Origin of the sequence: Pseudomonas sp. S3E12 (assembly GCF_001702295.1) — a bacterium.
In the GTDB taxonomy this organism is placed as follows: domain Bacteria; phylum Pseudomonadota; class Gammaproteobacteria; order Pseudomonadales; family Pseudomonadaceae; genus Aquipseudomonas; species Aquipseudomonas marginalis.
Genome location: NZ_MBDT01000005.1, coordinates 639,967 through 655,510, shown reverse-complemented (window position 1 = coordinate 655,510; position 15,544 = coordinate 639,967). Strand labels below are relative to the sequence as shown.

14 protein-coding genes are annotated in these 15,544 nt (G+C 59.9%); 6 read left to right on the top strand and 8 right to left on the bottom strand.

The features are described 5' to 3' along the window. Positions 1-13 precede the first annotated feature (13 nt). The 7 genes from ispC to rpsB all read right to left on the bottom strand — a co-directional run bounded on the left by ispC (position 14) and on the right by rpsB (position 6,086). A complete protein-coding gene (ispC, locus tag BB029_RS07820; protein ID WP_065938773.1) occupies positions 14-1,204 on the bottom strand; it encodes a 1-deoxy-D-xylulose-5-phosphate reductoisomerase in 1,191 nt (396 codons plus the stop codon). Then, positions 1,201-2,010, bottom strand: a complete 810-nt coding sequence (locus tag BB029_RS07815) for a phosphatidate cytidylyltransferase (protein WP_065938772.1) — start codon at positions 2,008-2,010, stop codon at positions 1,201-1,203. The genes ispC and BB029_RS07815 overlap by 4 nt, the downstream gene beginning before the upstream one ends. Next, a complete protein-coding gene (uppS, locus tag BB029_RS07810) occupies positions 2,011-2,766 on the bottom strand; it encodes a polyprenyl diphosphate synthase (RefSeq protein ID WP_027604478.1) in 756 nt (251 codons plus the stop codon). It lies immediately after the preceding gene. Between the two features lie 17 nt (positions 2,767-2,783). Then, a complete protein-coding gene (gene frr / locus BB029_RS07805) occupies positions 2,784-3,341 on the bottom strand; it encodes a ribosome recycling factor (protein WP_027604479.1) in 558 nt (185 codons plus the stop codon). Beyond that, positions 3,338-4,081: a UMP kinase gene (pyrH, locus tag BB029_RS07800; protein ID WP_003172271.1), complete on the bottom strand. Its 744-nt coding sequence runs from the start codon at positions 4,079-4,081 to the stop codon at positions 3,338-3,340. The genes frr and pyrH overlap by 4 nt, the downstream gene beginning before the upstream one ends. A 211-nt stretch (positions 4,082-4,292) precedes the next feature. Further along, positions 4,293-5,156 (bottom strand): translation elongation factor Ts, encoded by an 864-nt coding sequence (tsf, locus tag BB029_RS07795; protein WP_027604480.1) that lies wholly within the window; start codon positions 5,154-5,156, stop codon positions 4,293-4,295. Between the two features lie 192 nt (positions 5,157-5,348). Further along, positions 5,349-6,086, bottom strand: a complete 738-nt coding sequence (gene rpsB, locus BB029_RS07790) for a 30S ribosomal protein S2 (protein WP_065938771.1) — start codon at positions 6,084-6,086, stop codon at positions 5,349-5,351. 387 nt (positions 6,087-6,473) lie between these two features. Between rpsB and map the strand changes: the two genes are divergently transcribed. The 4 genes from map to BB029_RS07770 all read left to right on the top strand — a co-directional run bounded on the left by map (position 6,474) and on the right by BB029_RS07770 (position 12,227). After that, on the top strand, positions 6,474-7,256 hold the full coding sequence (gene map / locus BB029_RS07785; protein ID WP_012722594.1) for a type I methionyl aminopeptidase: 783 nt from the start codon (positions 6,474-6,476) through the stop codon (positions 7,254-7,256). 65 nt (positions 7,257-7,321) lie between these two features. Further along, a complete protein-coding gene (locus BB029_RS07780) occupies positions 7,322-10,024 on the top strand; it encodes a [protein-PII] uridylyltransferase (protein ID WP_065938770.1) in 2,703 nt (900 codons plus the stop codon). 59 nt (positions 10,025-10,083) lie between these two features. Next, the gene (dapC, locus tag BB029_RS07775; RefSeq protein ID WP_065938769.1) at positions 10,084-11,283 is read left to right on the top strand and encodes a succinyldiaminopimelate transaminase; all 1,200 of its coding nucleotides are present in this window, start codon (positions 10,084-10,086) and stop codon (positions 11,281-11,283) included. Positions 11,284-11,459: 176 nt separating this feature from the next. Beyond that, entirely contained in the window at positions 11,460-12,227 is a 768-nt protein-coding gene (locus tag BB029_RS07770; protein ID WP_065938768.1) for a M57 family metalloprotease, read from the top strand. A gap of 8 nt (positions 12,228-12,235) precedes the next feature. Here the strand turns inward: BB029_RS07770 and BB029_RS07765 are convergent, their stop codons facing one another. Beyond that, complete coding sequence (locus BB029_RS07765; RefSeq protein WP_065938767.1) at positions 12,236-13,879, bottom strand: Na+/H+ antiporter; 1,644 nt, start codon at positions 13,877-13,879, stop codon at positions 12,236-12,238. A 281-nt stretch (positions 13,880-14,160) separates the two neighbouring features. On the opposite strand from BB029_RS07765, the gene BB029_RS07760 reads away from it, so the two are divergent. Beyond that, positions 14,161-14,469, top strand: a complete 309-nt coding sequence (locus BB029_RS07760) for an arsenate reductase (protein WP_231982825.1) — start codon at positions 14,161-14,163, stop codon at positions 14,467-14,469. Positions 14,470-14,501: 32 nt separating this feature from the next. Next, positions 14,502-15,536 (top strand): 2,3,4,5-tetrahydropyridine-2,6-dicarboxylate N-succinyltransferase, encoded by a 1,035-nt coding sequence (dapD, locus tag BB029_RS07755; RefSeq protein ID WP_027604485.1) that lies wholly within the window; start codon positions 14,502-14,504, stop codon positions 15,534-15,536. The last annotated feature ends 8 nt before the right edge of the window (positions 15,537-15,544 follow it).

Genomic DNA, 15,544 nt, shown 5'->3' with positions numbered 1-15,544 from the left:
CGCGCCCACAAGACTAACGCGCGTTGCGGTTCAACCATTGTTCGGCCAAAGCGCGTGCCTTGGTGTCCGCCTCGAATACCGCGCCGAGGTCGTTCACCGCGACCACGGGCTCAAGACCCAGGACGTCCTCGATGATACTCGCGATCTGCGGAAAGCGGATGCGCCGTTCGAGAAACGCCGCCACGGCCACTTCATTCGCCGCATTGAGCATCGCCGGCGCGCTGTTACCCGCCTCCGCGGCCTCACGTGCCAGACGCAGGCACGGAAAACGTTGCTCGTCCGGCGCCTCGAAGTCCAAGCGGGCAATGGCAAACAGATCCAGTGGCGCCACGCCGGAATCGATTCGCTCCGGCCAGGCCAGGGCATTGGCGATCGGGGTGCGCATATCCGGATTGCCCAATTGAGCCAATACCGAGCCATCCACGTAGTCGACCAGCGAATGAATCACACTTTGCGGGTGAATCACCACCTCGACCTGCTCCGGTCGCGCATCGAACAACCAGCACGCCTCGATCAACTCCAGGCCTTTATTCATCATGCTTGCCGAGTCGACGGAGATCTTGCGCCCCATCGACCAGTTAGGATGAGCACACGCCTGGTCCGGAGACACCTGCTCCAACTCCGCCAAAGGAGTTTGCCGGAAAGGACCACCCGACGCGGTCAGCAGAATCCGACGCACACCCACCTGGCCCAGGCCACGAGCAAAGTCGCCGGGCATGCATTGGAAGATCGCATTGTGTTCACTGTCGAGGGGCAGCAATACGGCGCCGCTCTTGCGCACCGCCTGCATGAAGAGCGCGCCGGACATCACCAGCGCTTCTTTGTTGGCCAGCAGGATTTTCTTGCCCGCATCCACGGCAGCCAAGGTCGGACGCAAGCCGGCCGCACCGACAATAGCGGCCACCACCGTATCCACCTCGGCATCGGCCGAGACCTGGCACAACCCCTCCTCCCCCACCAGCACCTGAGTGGCCAGCCCGGCAGCCCGCAGATCATCCTGCAGGCTCCGTGCCGCCGAACGCCCGGGCACCACGGCAAAGCGCGGCACGTGGCGCACGCACAGTGCCAGCAGTTCGCTGAGGCGGGTGAACCCGGTCAGGGCAAACACTTGATAGCGGTCAGGATGACGAGCGATCACATCCAGGGTGCTCAACCCTACCGAGCCGGTTGCACCCAGCACGGTCACTTGTTGCAGGCGGCTCACGAAGCGGTCATCCACAACAGCACGGCAAAGATCGGGATGGCTGCGGTAAGGCTATCGATACGATCCAGCACCCCGCCATGACCCGGCAGCAGGTTGCTGCTGTCCTTGATCCCGGCCTGGCGCTTGAACATGCTTTCTGTGAGATCACCGACCACCGAGATAAATACGACGATGGCCGTGCCCAGCAGGGCCAGGAAGATTTCCTTCGCCGACCAGTCGCGCACCAGCCCCACCGCCAGGGTGATCGCCAGCGTCAACGCCAGGCCGCCATACACGCCTTCCCAACTCTTGCCCGGACTGACTGCCGGCGCCAGCTTGCGCTTGCCGAATGCACGACCAGAGAAGTAGGCACCGATATCTGCGCCCCAGACCAGCACCATCACCGCCATGATCAACCAGTTACCCATGGGCGAATTCTTGATCTCCACCAGCCCTTGCCAGGCGGGCAACAGAATCAGCAAGCCAATCACCAGCTTGCTGGCGACACTGGACCACTGGCCACTGCTGCGCGGAAAAGTCAGCACCAGGTAGGTCGCAAGCGCCCACCACAGCACCGCCGCCCCCAACACCCAAGGCACGATGATGCTCGACAGGGTGTGCATCAGAAACAGCAGCACCGCCACCACAAGGGCATACACCACACGCGGCAACTGTGCGTTGAAACCTGCCAATCGCGCCCATTCCCAGGCACCCAGGGTTACCACCAGGCCGATAAACAGCGCAAAGCCGGAGCCATCCAGCAGGAAAAACCCGCACAAGGCAATCGGCAACAGTATCAGTGCGGTGATGATTCGTTGTTTAAGCATTTAAACCCGGGCCCCAGCTTCGATCTGCTCACTCGTTTTACCGAAGCGACGCTGACGGGAAGCGAAATCGGCCAGCGCAGTGCGCATGGCATCGTGTTTGAAGTCCGGCCAGAACAGGTCGGAGAAGTACAACTCGGTATAGGCCAATTGCCATAAGAGGAAATTGCTGATGCGATGCTCACCACCGGTACGGATACACAAGTCAGGTAACGGCAGGTCGCCGGTCACCAGGCAGGTCTGTAACAGTTCAGGCGTGATGTCGTCCGGCCGCAGGTGACCGGCCTGCACTTCGCGGGCCAGTCGCTGCGCAGCCTGGGCAATGTCCCACTGGCCACCGTAGTTGGCGGCGATTTGCAGCACAAAGCGGTCAGTACCGGCAGTGATCGCCTCGGCTTCACGCATGGCCGCCTGCAGTTCCGGGTGGAAGCGCGAGCGGTCGCCGATGATGCGCAGGCTGATGTTGTTGTCATTCAGGCGCTTGGCCTCACGACGCAGCGCCTTGAAGAACAGATCCATCAAGGCACTGACTTCTTCGGCGGGTCGCTGCCAGTTTTCACTGGAGAACGCGAACAAGGTCAATACCTCGACCTTGGCCTCGGCACACACCTCGATCACGGCCCGCACCGCATCGACACCCGCCTTATGCCCGGCAACACCCGGCATAAAGCGTTTCTTCGCCCAGCGATTATTCCCATCCATGATGATCGCGACATGGCGCGGCACCACGGAGGGCACAGTCTGCTTGGTCTTTTCCATGAAGGCGTCCTGACCCCTTATACGGCCATCAGGTCCTTTTCTTTTTCGTCGGTTGCCTGGGTGATCTTCGCCTCGGCTTCCTTGGTCAGCTTGTCGATATCGGCGACGGCACGACGCTCTTCGTCTTCGCTGATTTCCTTGTCCTTGACCAGTTTCTTCAGCTCGCCCAAGGCATCACGACGAATGTTACGCACTGCAACCCGTGCATCTTCAGCCGCGCTGCGGGCCTGCTTGGTGAAGCCCTTGCGGGTTTCTTCAGTCAGGGCCGGCATGGAGATCAGCAGCAACTCACCCAGGTTGGTGGGGTTGAGGTTCAGGCCGGCGCTCTGGATGGCCTTGTCGACTGCAGCGAGCATGTTGCGCTCGAAGGCCACGACTTGCAGGGTGCGCGAATCCTTTACAGTAACGTTGGCCACGCCGCTCAGCGGGGTATCAGTGCCATAGTAGGGCACCATCACGCTGCCCAGGATGCTCGGGTGCGCCTTGCCGGTACGAATCTGGCCGAATGCGTGGCTCAGAGACTCCAGGGATTTCTGCATACGCGCTTGGGCGTCTTTCTTGATTTCGTTGATCATTGTTGGCCTTCCTCGATCAGAGTCCCTTCCGCGCCGCCGTGTACGATATTCAGCAGGGCACCGGGCTTGTTCATGTTAAATACGCGCAGCGGCATCTTATGGTCGCGGCACAGGCAAATAGCCGTCAGGTCCATCACGCCCAGCTTGCGATCCAGCACTTCATCGTAGGTCAGATGATCGAACTTCTCGGCATGCGGGTCTTTGAATGGGTCTGCGGTGTACACGCCATCTACCTTGGTCGCCTTGAGCACCACGTCGGCATCGATCTCGATGGCGCGCAGGCAAGCAGCCGAGTCCGTGGTGAAGAACGGGTTGCCGGTACCGGCAGCGAAGATCACCACCTCTTTGGCGTTCAGGTGGCGCATGGCTTTGCGACGATCATAGTGATCGGTCACGCCCACCATGGAAATAGCCGACATCACGATAGCCGAGATATTGGCACGCTCCAGGGCGTCACGCATGGCCAGGGCGTTCATCACAGTGGCCAGCATGCCCATGTGGTCGCCGGTGACCCGATCCATGCCGGCCGCACTCAGTGCCGCGCCGCGGAACAGGTTACCGCCACCGATCACCAGGCCGACCTGTACGCCGATGCCGACCAACTGGCCGACTTCCAGCGCCATGCGGTCGAGTACCTTGGGGTCGATCCCGAACTCTTCCGAGCCCATCAGGGCCTCGCCGCTAAGCTTGAGTAGAATGCGTTTATAGCGAGCCTGATAACCACTGCCCTGCTGAGCCATTGCGAATCTCTCCTGCGGCGTATTTTTAAAAAATTCTTGGCGAGCCGTTTACGGCTTGCGATCACTCTAGCTGGACGCTCTCACAGCGCCATCGGAACACGGCTTTGTAAGCCAGTTCCGAGGGTAAGCCAAATTAAATCGGCCTGCCCATTTGAAAAGAGGCTGCGCGCGTGAGCGGGCAGCCTCTTTCGGGCGACAGTTAAAAACTGTCTTATTGCTTGGCGGCAGCCAGCTGGGCAGCAACTTCTTCAGCGAAGTTGTCGACCGGCTTCTCGATGCCTTCGCCTACCTTGAAGTAAGTGAAGGAAACGATTTCAGCACCGGCTTTCTTGGCCAGTTCGCCAACCTTGATTTCAGGGTTCTTGACGAACGCCTGCTCAACCAGGCTTGCCTCAGCCAGGAACTTGCTGATACGGCCCTTGACCATGTTCTCAACAATGTTTTCTGGCTTGCCTTTGATTTTTTCTTCGTTCAGCTGCAGGAACACAGCTTTTTCACGCTCGATCGCTTCGGCAGAAACTTCCGAAGGCAGCAGGAACTCAGGGTTGCTGGCCGCTACGTGCATAGCGATGTCTTTGGCCAGCTCAACGTTGCCGCCCTTCAGGACCACTGCAACACCGATCTTGTTGCCGTGCAGGTAACCACCGACAACATCACCTTCAACGCGTACCAGACGACGGATGTTGACGTTTTCGCCAACCTTGCCGACCAGTACCAGGCGATCAGCTTCTTGAGCGGCGATCAGCGGAGCGACGTCAGTCAGCTTGTCGGCGAACGCTTTTTCAACGCTGGCAGCAACAAATGCCTTGAAGTCGTCCTGCAGGGCCAGGAAGTCGGTCTGGGAGTTCACTTCCAGCAGAACAGCAGATTTGCCGTCTTCTTTCAGAGCGATAGCGCCTTCAGCAGCCACGTTGCCTGCTTTCTTGGCAGCCTTGATGGCGCCGGAAGCACGCATGTCATCAATGGCTTTTTCGATGTCGCCGTCAGCCTTTTCCAGGGCTTTCTTGCAATCCATCATGCCTTCGCCGGTACGCTCACGCAGTTCTTTAACCAACGCTGCAGTAATTGCTGCCATTTTCAAATTCCTCTTGGATAGGTTTTCAACCATTCCACCCGATCGAACGGGGGATCAATTCTTCCCGAACCACCCTTGTTAGCCGCTGCACGTTACAGGTGATGTAGCTGCGCTGCTGACAAATGGTTTTCGAGGTGGCAAAAAGGGGGCCAAGCCCCCTTTTTGCTTACTGAGTCAACGCCAGGGCGTCAATTACTCAGCTGCGGCTACCGGAGCGTCTTCAACGAACTGCTCGGTACCACCAGCAACGTGGTTGCGACCACGGATGACAGCGTCAGCCATCGAACCCATGTACAGCTGGATAGCGCGGATGGCGTCATCGTTGCCTGGGATGATGTAGTCAACGCCTTCCGGGCTGCTGTTGGTATCGACTACGCCGATAACAGGGATGCCCAGCTTGTTGGCTTCGGTGATCGCGATGCGCTCGTGATCAACGTCGATAACGAACAGTGCGTCAGGCAGACCGCCCATGTCCTTGATACCACCCAGGGAACGATCGAGCTTTTCCAGGTCACGAGTGCGCATCAGCGCTTCTTTCTTGGTCAGCTTGGCGAAAGTACCGTCTTCGGCCTGCACTTCAAGGTCACGCAGACGCTTGATGGAAGCACGGATGGTTTTGAAGTTGGTCAGCATGCCGCCCAACCAGCGGTGATCGACGTACGGCGAACCGCAACGTGCTGCTTCTTCAGCAACGATCTTGCCAGCGGAACGCTTGGTGCCGACGAACAGGATCTTGTTTTTGCCCTGGGCCAGGCGCTCTACGAAAGTCAGAGCTTCGTTGAACATTGGCAGGGTTTTTTCAAGGTTGATGATGTGGATCTTGTTACGCGCGCCGAAAATGTATTTACCCATTTTCGGGTTCCAGTAACGGGTCTGGTGACCGAAGTGCACACCGGCCTTCAGCATATCGCGCATGTTGACTTGGGACATGATAGTTCCTTAATAAGTCGGGTTTGGCCTCCACGTATCCCAATGACCAACCAGCGGCATCAAGGCCTCCGGCACCCAGGTCATCGTGTCGACACGTGTGTGGATTTAAGCTTTTCGGGGTATCCCCGGAAAGCGGCGCATTTTATACCACACGAAGGGCGAAAACGAAACACGCAATCACATTTGGCCTGGGCGACGTGTACGCAACCCTTTGAATAGAGCCGATATAACCCCATCTGATAGAGAGAAGCGATCGTCGGGGGCTCATGATTTGCGGCCCGCGTCTGTTAGAATCGCGTTTTTTGGCGCTTGTGCGAATTCTGCAACCTTTTGTCGCACGCCCGTAAACCGTATTGATTTCAGCGCATCGCGCTAGAGAGAGCCTGTATGACCGTTAGTTTGAAAACCGCCGAAGACATCGCCGGCATGCGCATTGCCGGCAAACTGGCTGCCGACGTGCTGGAAATGATTGCAGAACACGTCAAGCCCGGCGTTACCACGGAAACCCTGAACCAGATCTGCCACGACTATATAGTCAATGTGCAGGGCGCCATTCCTGCGCCGCTGAACTACAAGGGCTTCCCCAAGTCGATCTGTACTTCGGTCAACCACGTGGTCTGCCACGGGATTCCGGGCGACAAGCCGTTGAAGGACGGCGACACCCTGAACATCGACGTCACCGTGATCAAGGACCGCTACTTCGGCGACACCAGCCGCATGTTCCACGTCGGCACCGTGCCGGTGTGGGCCGAGCGCCTGTCCCAGGTCACCCAGGAATGCATGTACAAGGCCATCGAGATCGTCAAGCCTGGCTGCCGCCTGGGCGACATCGGTGAAGTGATCCAGAAGCATGCCGAAAAGAACGGTTTCTCGGTGGTGCGTGAATTCTGCGGCCATGGTATCGGCACGGTCTTCCACGAAGAACCGCAGATCCTGCACTACGGCCGCGCCGGCACCGGCATGGAGCTCAAGGCAGGCATGACCTTTACCATCGAGCCGATGATCAACCAGGGCAAGGCCGACACCAAGGTGCTGGGCGACGGCTGGACCGCCATCACCAAGGACCGCAAGCTCTCGGCCCAGTGGGAACACACCCTGCTGGTCACCGAGACCGGCTACGAGATCTTCACCCTGCGCGCCGACGACACGATCCCACGCGTTTCGGCGTGAAGGGCTGCCAAGGTTTTCCCAAACTGTGTTGTGACTGACTGATAGATAGAAAGGAAAGCCGATCAATGCCCCAGGTGGATCCCGAACTCTTCGACCGTGGCCAGTTCCAGGCCGAGCTGGCACTGAAAGCGAGCCCCATCGCCGCGTTCAAAAAGGCGATCCGCCAGGCCCGCGAGGTGCTCGACGAGCGCTTTCGCAGCGGCCGGGACATCCGCCGGCTGATCGAAGACCGCGCCTGGTTCGTCGATAACATCCTGCAAAAAGCCTGGGAACAGTTCAGCTGGAGCGAAGACGCCGATATTGCCCTGGTAGCGGTCGGCGGCTACGGTCGGGGCGAGCTGCACCCCTACTCCGACATCGACCTGCTGATCCTGCTGGACAGCGCCGACCATGAGATCTTTCGCGATTCCATTGAGCGCTTTCTGACACTGCTGTGGGACATCGGCCTGGAAGTCGGCCAGAGCGTGCGCTCGGTGGATGAGTGCGCCGAAGAGGCCCGCGCCGACCTGACCGTCATCACCAACCTGATGGAAAGCCGCACCATCGCCGGCCCCGAGCGCCTGCGCCAGCGCATGCTCGAAGTCACCAGCACCGCGCACATGTGGCCGAGCAAGGATTTCTTCCTGGCCAAGCGTGCGGAGCAGAAGGCCCGGCACCACAAGTACAACGACACCGAATACAACCTCGAACCCAACGTCAAAGGCTCGCCGGGCGGGTTGCGCGACATCCAGACGATTCTGTGGGTAGCGCGCCGCCAATACGGCACCCTGAACCTGCGCGCCCTGGCCGGCGAAGGCTTCCTGGTAGAGAGCGAAAACGCCCTGCTGGCGTCGTCCCAGGAGTTCCTGTGGAAAGTGCGCTACGCCCTGCACATGCTCGCCGGGCGCTCCGAAGATCGTCTGCTGTTCGACCACCAGCGCTCCATCGCCACCCTGCTGGGGTTTGAAGGTGAAGACGCGAAGACCAGCATCGAAAGCTTCATGCAGCAGTACTACCGGGTGGTCATGAGCATTGCCCAGCTCAGCGACCTGATCATCCAGCATTTCGAAGAAGTGATCCTCGCTCCGGAAGACGAAGCACCGCCGCAGCCGATCAATTCGCGCTTCCAACTGCACGACGGCTATATCGAGGCACGCAACGACAACGTGTTCCGCCGCACTCCGTTCGCCATGCTGGAAATCTTCGTGCTGATGGCCCAGCAGCCGGAAATCAAGGGCGTACGCGCCGACACCATCCGCCTGCTGCGGGAAAACCGTCACCTGATCGACGACGACTTTCGCAACGACATTCGCAACACCAGCCTGTTTATCGAACTGTTCAAGTGCAAGATCGGCATCCATCGCAACCTGCGGCGCATGAACCGCTATGGCATCCTCGGGCGTTACCTGCCGGAGTTCGGGTTTATCGTCGGGCAGATGCAGCACGACCTGTTTCACATCTACACCGTGGACGCCCACACCCTCAACCTGATCAAGCACCTGCGCAAGTTGCAGTACACCCAGGTGTCAGAGAAATTCCCGCTGGCCAGCAAGCTCATGGCCAAGCTGCCCAAGCCGGAGTTGATCTACCTGGCCGGCCTGTACCACGACATCGGCAAGGGCCGGCATGGCGACCACTCGGAAATCGGCGCGGTCGATGCCGAGGCGTTCTGCCAACGCCATCAGTTGCCGTTGTGGGACAGCCGCCTGATCGTGTGGCTGGTGCAAAACCACCTGGTAATGTCGACCACCGCCCAGCGCAAGGACTTGTCCGACCCGCAGGTGATCCACGACTTCGCAGGGATCGTCGGCGATGAAACCCGCCTCGACTACCTGTACGTGCTGACCGTTTCCGACATCAACGCCACCAACCCGACCCTGTGGAATTCCTGGCGCGCCAGCCTGTTGCGCCAGCTCTACACCGAGACCAAGCGCGCGCTGCGCCGTGGCCTGGAAAACCCGGTGGACCGCGAAGAGCAAATCCGCCGCACCCAAAGCGCCGCCTTGGACATCCTGGTGCGCGGCGGCAACGACCCGGACGATGTCGAGCAGTTGTGGTCGCAATTGGGGGACGATTACTTCCTGCGCCACACCGCCGGCGATGTCGCCTGGCACAGCGACGCGATCCTGCAACAGCCGGCCGATGGCGGCCCGTTGGTGTTGATCAAGGAAACCACCCAGCGCGAATTCGAAGGCGGCACGCAGATCTTCATCTATGCGCCCGACCAGCACGACTTCTTCGCCGTGACCGTGGCGGCCATGGACCAGCTCAACCTGAACATCCACGACGCACGGGTCATCACCTCCAGCAGCCAGTTCACCCTCGACACCTATATCGTGCTCGACACCGAAGGCGAGTCCATCGGCGATAACCCGGCGCGGGTGAAAAAGATCCGCGAAGGCCTGACCGAAGCCCTGCGTAACCCCGACGACTACCCGACGATCATCCAGCGCCGGGTACCGCGTCAGCTCAAGCACTTTGCCTTTGCGCCCCAGGTGACCATTTCCAACGATGCGCAGCGCCCGGTGACCGTGCTGGAACTCAGCGCGCCGGACCGGCCAGGCCTGCTGGCACGGATCGGCGGCATTTTCCTTGAATTCGATTTGTCACTGCAGAACGCCAAGATTGCGACCCTCGGCGAGCGCGTGGAGGACGTGTTCTTTATTACCGATGCCGATAACCAGCCGCTGTCCGACCCGGAGCTGTGCCTGCGCTTGCAGGCGGCGATCGTGCAGCAGTTGAGCGTGACCCAGGAACCCGGTGTCGAGCTGACGCGCCTGACGATTTGATACCAGGAGCGGCCCACCGCTCCCCTCCCAGTTTTTAACGCCTTGCACGAGATCCACCGATGAACAACGCCCTGAACCAGCTCCAGCCCTACCCGTTCGAAAAGCTGCGCGCCCTGCTGGGCAGCGTCACGCCGAACCCGGACAAGCGCCCGATCGCGTTGTCCATCGGCGAACCCAAGCACAAATCGCCGCAGTTCGTTGCCGATGCCCTGGCCAACAACCTCGACCAGATGGCGGTCTACCCCACCACCCTGGGCATCCCGGCCCTGCGCGAGGCCATTGGCGCCTGGTGCGAACGCCGCTTCGACGTACCCAAGGGCTGGCTGGATCCGGCGCGCACTATCCTGCCGGTCAACGGCACCCGTGAAGCGCTGTTCGCCTTCACCCAGACCGTGGTCAACCGGGGCGACGACGCGCTGGTGGTCAGCCCGAACCCCTTCTACCAGATCTACGAAGGCGCCGCGTTCCTGGCCGGGGCCAAGCCGCACTACCTGCCATGCCTGGATGAAAACGGCTTCAACCCGGATTTCGACGCAGTATCGCCGGACATCTGGAAACGCTGCCAGATCCTGTTCCTGTGCTCCCCCGGCAACCCGACCGGTGCACTGATCCCGGTCGACACCCTGAAAAAACTCATCGCCCTGGCCGACGAATATGACTTCGTTATCGCTGCCGACGAGTGCTACAGCGAACTGTACTTCGACGAACAAACCCCGCCACCGGGCCTGCTCAGCGCGTGCGTCGAGCTGGGCCGCCAGGACTTCAAGCGTTGCGTGGTGTTCCACAGCCTGTCCAAGCGCTCCAACCTGCCAGGCCTGCGCTCCGGTTTTGTCGCGGGCGACGCCGAGATCCTCAAGGGTTTCCTGCTGTACCGCACTTACCATGGCTGTGCGATGCCGGTGCAAACCCAGCTGGCAAGCATTGCGGCCTGGCAGGACGAGGCCCATGTGCAGGCCAACCGCGACCTGTACCGCGAGAAGTTTGATGCCGTGCTGGCGATCCTCAAGCCGGTGCTGGACGTACAGGCCCCGGACGGCGGCTTCTACCTGTGGCCGAATGTGCAAGGCGATGATGCCGCGTTCTGCCGCGATTTGTTCGTGGAGGAACACGTGACCGTGGTGCCGGGTTCGTACCTGTCCCGGGAAGTGGATGGCGTCAACCCCGGAGCTGGCCGTGTGCGCCTGGCGCTGGTTGCACCGCTTGCCGAGTGCGTGGAAGCGGCTGAGCGAATTCGGGACTTCATTCAGCGTCGTCGCTGATCCCAAGGGCCGCTCGCGCGTTCCGGAGCGGCCAACTCAAAGAAAGATCAAGCAACCCTTTGAACGGGAACACGCCTGCGTCTCTCACCCACCAAAAGCAGCAGCCAACAATGATGCCAATGGCAGTCCGTGCCGTTCATGGCTGCCTGGCTTTTTACTTTTGATGGAGAGAAGACATGACCGTCTGCAACTTGCCTCCCGCTACTTCCCCATACAATACAGCCGCCTTTACGACGCCCGAATCAAATCCCACCCGGCATAAACGTGGCATCGCCACCCCCGACAAACTCTGGCCACAGCATTCAGTCCTGAAGATAGCGTTGCTGGATATGACGGACGCGCAGAAGACGCTGGTAAAAGCCAATATAAGAAAATGGACGCCTCACACAAACCTGCACTTGAAGTTCGTCGATACAGCGCAGGGCGATATCAGAATTACCGCAAACAACACGAGCACTGCAGGCTGGTCGTATGTTGGAACGGACGCAAAAAACGCCTCTCCCTCTGAACCGACGATGAGTATTGGCTTCGGCAGTTCGCCGGAACGTATTGAAGCGCAGGTGGTACATGAGTTTGGTCATGCGCTGGGTTTAAGGCATGAACACCAGCACCCGGATCGGACATTGGTATTTGATGACGATGAAGTTTACAAAGATTACGAATCCCGAAATAAAACACGAGGTGAGGCTTACCACGACATCCTCAGGAAATCACATCGCAGCGCCGTGAAAACTTCGCCTTACGATGAAAAATCAATCATGCACTACAATTTCTCCAGGCCGCGATTGAAAAGTCCAAACGAAATCCCTAAACCGTTGCAATTATCAGAGGGTGATAAGCATTTTATTCAATTGCTTTATCCGCAGGACAGCACGCCTGCGGGGCAACTCATTTATACGTTGATGAAGATATTAATCAAACCTGATCGCCCTCCCACTGCGTAATACCACTTTTACTTCACGGGCCCCAAATTCGCCTCACTCATATCCAACTCTGCCAGCACCTCTCGCAACACGTCATCACCAATCTGGTGATGACGGCTCAAGCTGTACAACTCCAACCGCTGCGCGCGCAGCGCCTTGAGCCGCAACTTTCGCTCCAGTTGATCCATTTGCTGGGCCAGCGCCTGGGCCTCGGCTGAATCGTTGTAAACCTCCAGCTGATGGCGATATTCCGACATCAGGCGCGCCTTGAGTTCAGTGGCCAGCGCGGCCTGGGCGGCGTCCTGGGTTGTTGTTTCCACGGGCTCTTCCGCCTCCAGGGCATGGATAGCCGCCACGGCGGTTTTTTTCCAGGCCTCGCGCACTTCGTTATGGCGCTTTTCGTCCGGACTTTTTTCAACGCCCCGCAAGAGCAGCGGCAGGGCGATGCAGGCGGCGATCAGTGACAGCAGGATCACACCCGCTGCGATAAAGATCAGCAGGTCGCGCTCGGGGAAATCCTGGCCTGGCACCAACAGCAATGGCACCGACATTACACCGGCCAGGGTCACCGCACCGCGCACACCGCCCACGGTCAACAGCCAGCAGGAACGCGCAGTGGGCACCAGGGTCAACTCACTTTTCCCACGCAGTCGCCGGAGCAAACCCGATAGGCGCCAGATGCTCTGCACCCAGATAAAACGCAGCACCACCAACACCAGGAAAATCGCAATCACATCCAGGCAGCGATACAACAAGGTGGGCCACAGCGTCGGCTCATGACTGGCCACGGCCTTGATGATGTCCGGCAATTGCAGGCCCAGCAGCAGGAAGATCAGGCCATTGAAGGCAAACTCCAGCAATGACCAGACGCTGCGATTGAGCAGGCGCGTGCTGGTCTGGCGAGGCAGCAGGTCGAGCCAGCTTTGCATCATGCCCGCCGCGACCGCCGACAAGATGCCCGAGGCGCCGAGGCGTTCGGCCAACACGTAGGCCGCAAACGGCAGCAGCAACATGAACACCACATGCGTTGCCGGGTCATCCCAGCCCCGGGCAATCATCCAGGCGCGCAGGCGGCCGACCAGCCAACTCAGCGCCACCCCCACCGCCAGGCCGCCCAAGGCCACCAAGACAAAGGTCAGGCTGGCATCGGCCAACGAGAACACACCGGTCAACGCGGCCGCCAAGGCGAACTTGAAGGTCACCAGGCCCGAGGCGTCATTCATCAACGCTTCGCCCTGGAGCATATGCATCAGCGGCGTCGGCAAGCGGTTCTGGGCAATTGCCGACACGGCCACGGCATCGGTGGGCGACAACACGGCCGCCAGGGCGAAGGCCACCGGCAGTGGGATCGTCGGCAATAACCAATGAATGAAGTAGCCGGCACCGACCACGGTGAACAGCACCAACCCGACGGCGAGTGTCAGGATCGGCCCACGCAGGCGCCACAATTCGCGCTTGGGCATGCGCCAGCCATCGGAGAACAGCAGCGGTGGCAGGAACAGAAACAGGAACAGCTCCGGGTCCAGCGCCACATGCAGTCCCAGCGTGGGCCAGGCCAGCAAGGCGCCGGCGGCAATCTGCACCAGGGGTAACGGCAGGGGGATGACACGTCCGACCAGACGCGAAACGCTGACCAGCATCAGCAGGATAAGAACGGTGTAGGCGGTTTGCATAACGCGGGTTTCCCGGACGATCGGCTTGCAACGACACACATCAGGCAACAACTGGCCGTTGAAGTGCCATATTACCCGGCTATCTTACCGGCCTATGCTGCGCGCTGGCTTTTGCACAAAAGTCGCACGCTGCTGACGAGCGGCACCCAAAATCTCTGGGCGTGGCATAATCCGTGACCTTTCATTTTCATTGGCACTTGCATCAGTAAAGCAGGGGGGGCAATTCCTTGACCGCTTCAAGCAAAACGTTGCACCTTTTCGGCATCAAAGCCTGCGACACCATGAAAAAGGCGCGCACCTGGCTCGACGAGCACGCGGTGAGCTATGAGTTCCACGACTACAAAACGGCCGGTATCGACCGCGAACACTTGACCCAATGGTGCAACGAGCACGGTTGGCAGGTGGTTTTGAACCGTGCGGGCACCACCTTTCGCAAACTCGAAGACGAACGCAAAGCCGATCTCGATCAGTCGAAAGCCATTGAATTGATGCTCGCACAACCTTCGATGATCAAGCGCCCGGTGCTTGATCTCGGCGACAGAACCCTGATTGGCTTCAAGCCAGATAGTTATTCGGCGGCCCTCAAGTAGGCCAGCCCTTCCATTTTTGTAGAGGTAACAGCATGTCCAATTCCCTGTTCAGCCTGGGCTTCGGCGTCGGCACTCAGAACCGCCAAGGTGCTTGGCTGGAAGTGTTTTACGCACAACCCCTGCTCAACCCATCGGCTGAAATCGTTGCCGCCATCGCGCCGATCCTCGGCTACAGCGAAGGCAACCAGGCGATCACCTTCACCGTCGCCCAGGCCCTGCAACTGGCTGACGCGCTCAAAGGCGTCGACGCCACCCAGGCCGCCCTGCTGAGCCGCCTGGCTGAAAGCCACACGCCGCTGGTCGCCACCTTGCTGGCCGAAGACGCCGCACTGACGTCCACCCCGGAGGCCTACCTCAAGCTGCACCTGCTGTCCCATCGCCTGGTCAAGCCACACGGCCTGAGCCTCGCCGGTGTGTTCCCGCAACTGCCGAACGTGGCCTGGACCAGCCAGGGCGCGATCGACATCAACGAGTTGGCCGAACGCCAACTGGAAGCCCGCCTGCGTGGCGAGTTGCTGGAAGTGTTCTCGGTGGACAAGTTCCCGAAAATGACCGACTACGTGGTACCGAGCGGCGTGCGTATCGCGGATGCCGCGCGTATTCGCCTCGGCGCCTACGTGGGCGAAGGCACCACCGTGATGCACGAAGGTTTCGTCAACTTCAACGCCGGCACCGAAGGCCCGGGCATGATCGAAGGCCGTGTATCGGCCGGCGTGTTCGTCGGCAAGGGTTCGGACCTGGGCGGCGGTTGCTCCACCATGGGCACCCTGTCGGGCGGCGGCAACATCGTGATCAAGGTCGGCGAAGGCTGCCTGATCGGCGCCAACGCCGGTATCGGTATCCCGTTGGGCGACCGCAACACCGTGGAATCGGGCCTGTATGTCACCGCCGGCACCAAGGTTGCGCTGCTGGACGAGTCGAACCAACTGGTCAAGGTGGTCAAGGCCCGTGAGCTGGCCGGCCAACCGGACCTGCTGTTCCGCCGTAACTCCGAGACCGGTGCCGTGGAGTGCAAAACCCACAAATCGGCCATCGAACTGAACGAAGCGCTGCACGCTCACAACTAAGCAGCCAC

Excerpts from the sequence above, each read along its gene's own strand:
- pyrH (WP_003172271.1), bottom strand. The coding sequence starts at position 4,081 with ATGGCTCAGCAGGGCAGTGGTTATCAGGCTCGCTATAAACGCATTCTA.
- BB029_RS07770 (WP_065938768.1), top strand. The coding sequence starts at position 11,460 with ATGACCGTCTGCAACTTGCCTCCCGCTACTTCCCCATACAATACAGCC.
- rpsB (WP_065938771.1), bottom strand. The coding sequence starts at position 6,086 with ATGTCCCAAGTCAACATGCGCGATATGCTGAAGGCCGGTGTGCACTTC.
- dapC (WP_065938769.1), top strand. The coding sequence starts at position 10,084 with ATGAACAACGCCCTGAACCAGCTCCAGCCCTACCCGTTCGAAAAGCTG.
- frr (WP_027604479.1), bottom strand. The coding sequence starts at position 3,341 with ATGATCAACGAAATCAAGAAAGACGCCCAAGCGCGTATGCAGAAATCC.
- BB029_RS07780 (WP_065938770.1), top strand. The coding sequence starts at position 7,322 with ATGCCCCAGGTGGATCCCGAACTCTTCGACCGTGGCCAGTTCCAGGCC.
- BB029_RS07765 (WP_065938767.1), bottom strand. The coding sequence starts at position 13,879 with ATGCAAACCGCCTACACCGTTCTTATCCTGCTGATGCTGGTCAGCGTT.
- tsf (WP_027604480.1), bottom strand. The coding sequence starts at position 5,156 with ATGGCAGCAATTACTGCAGCGTTGGTTAAAGAACTGCGTGAGCGTACC.
- uppS (WP_027604478.1), bottom strand. The coding sequence starts at position 2,766 with ATGGAAAAGACCAAGCAGACTGTGCCCTCCGTGGTGCCGCGCCATGTC.
- dapD (WP_027604485.1), top strand. The coding sequence starts at position 14,502 with ATGTCCAATTCCCTGTTCAGCCTGGGCTTCGGCGTCGGCACTCAGAAC.
- BB029_RS07815 (WP_065938772.1), bottom strand. The coding sequence starts at position 2,010 with ATGCTTAAACAACGAATCATCACCGCACTGATACTGTTGCCGATTGCC.
- BB029_RS07760 (WP_231982825.1), top strand. The coding sequence starts at position 14,161 with ATGAAAAAGGCGCGCACCTGGCTCGACGAGCACGCGGTGAGCTATGAG.
- map (WP_012722594.1), top strand. The coding sequence starts at position 6,474 with ATGACCGTTAGTTTGAAAACCGCCGAAGACATCGCCGGCATGCGCATT.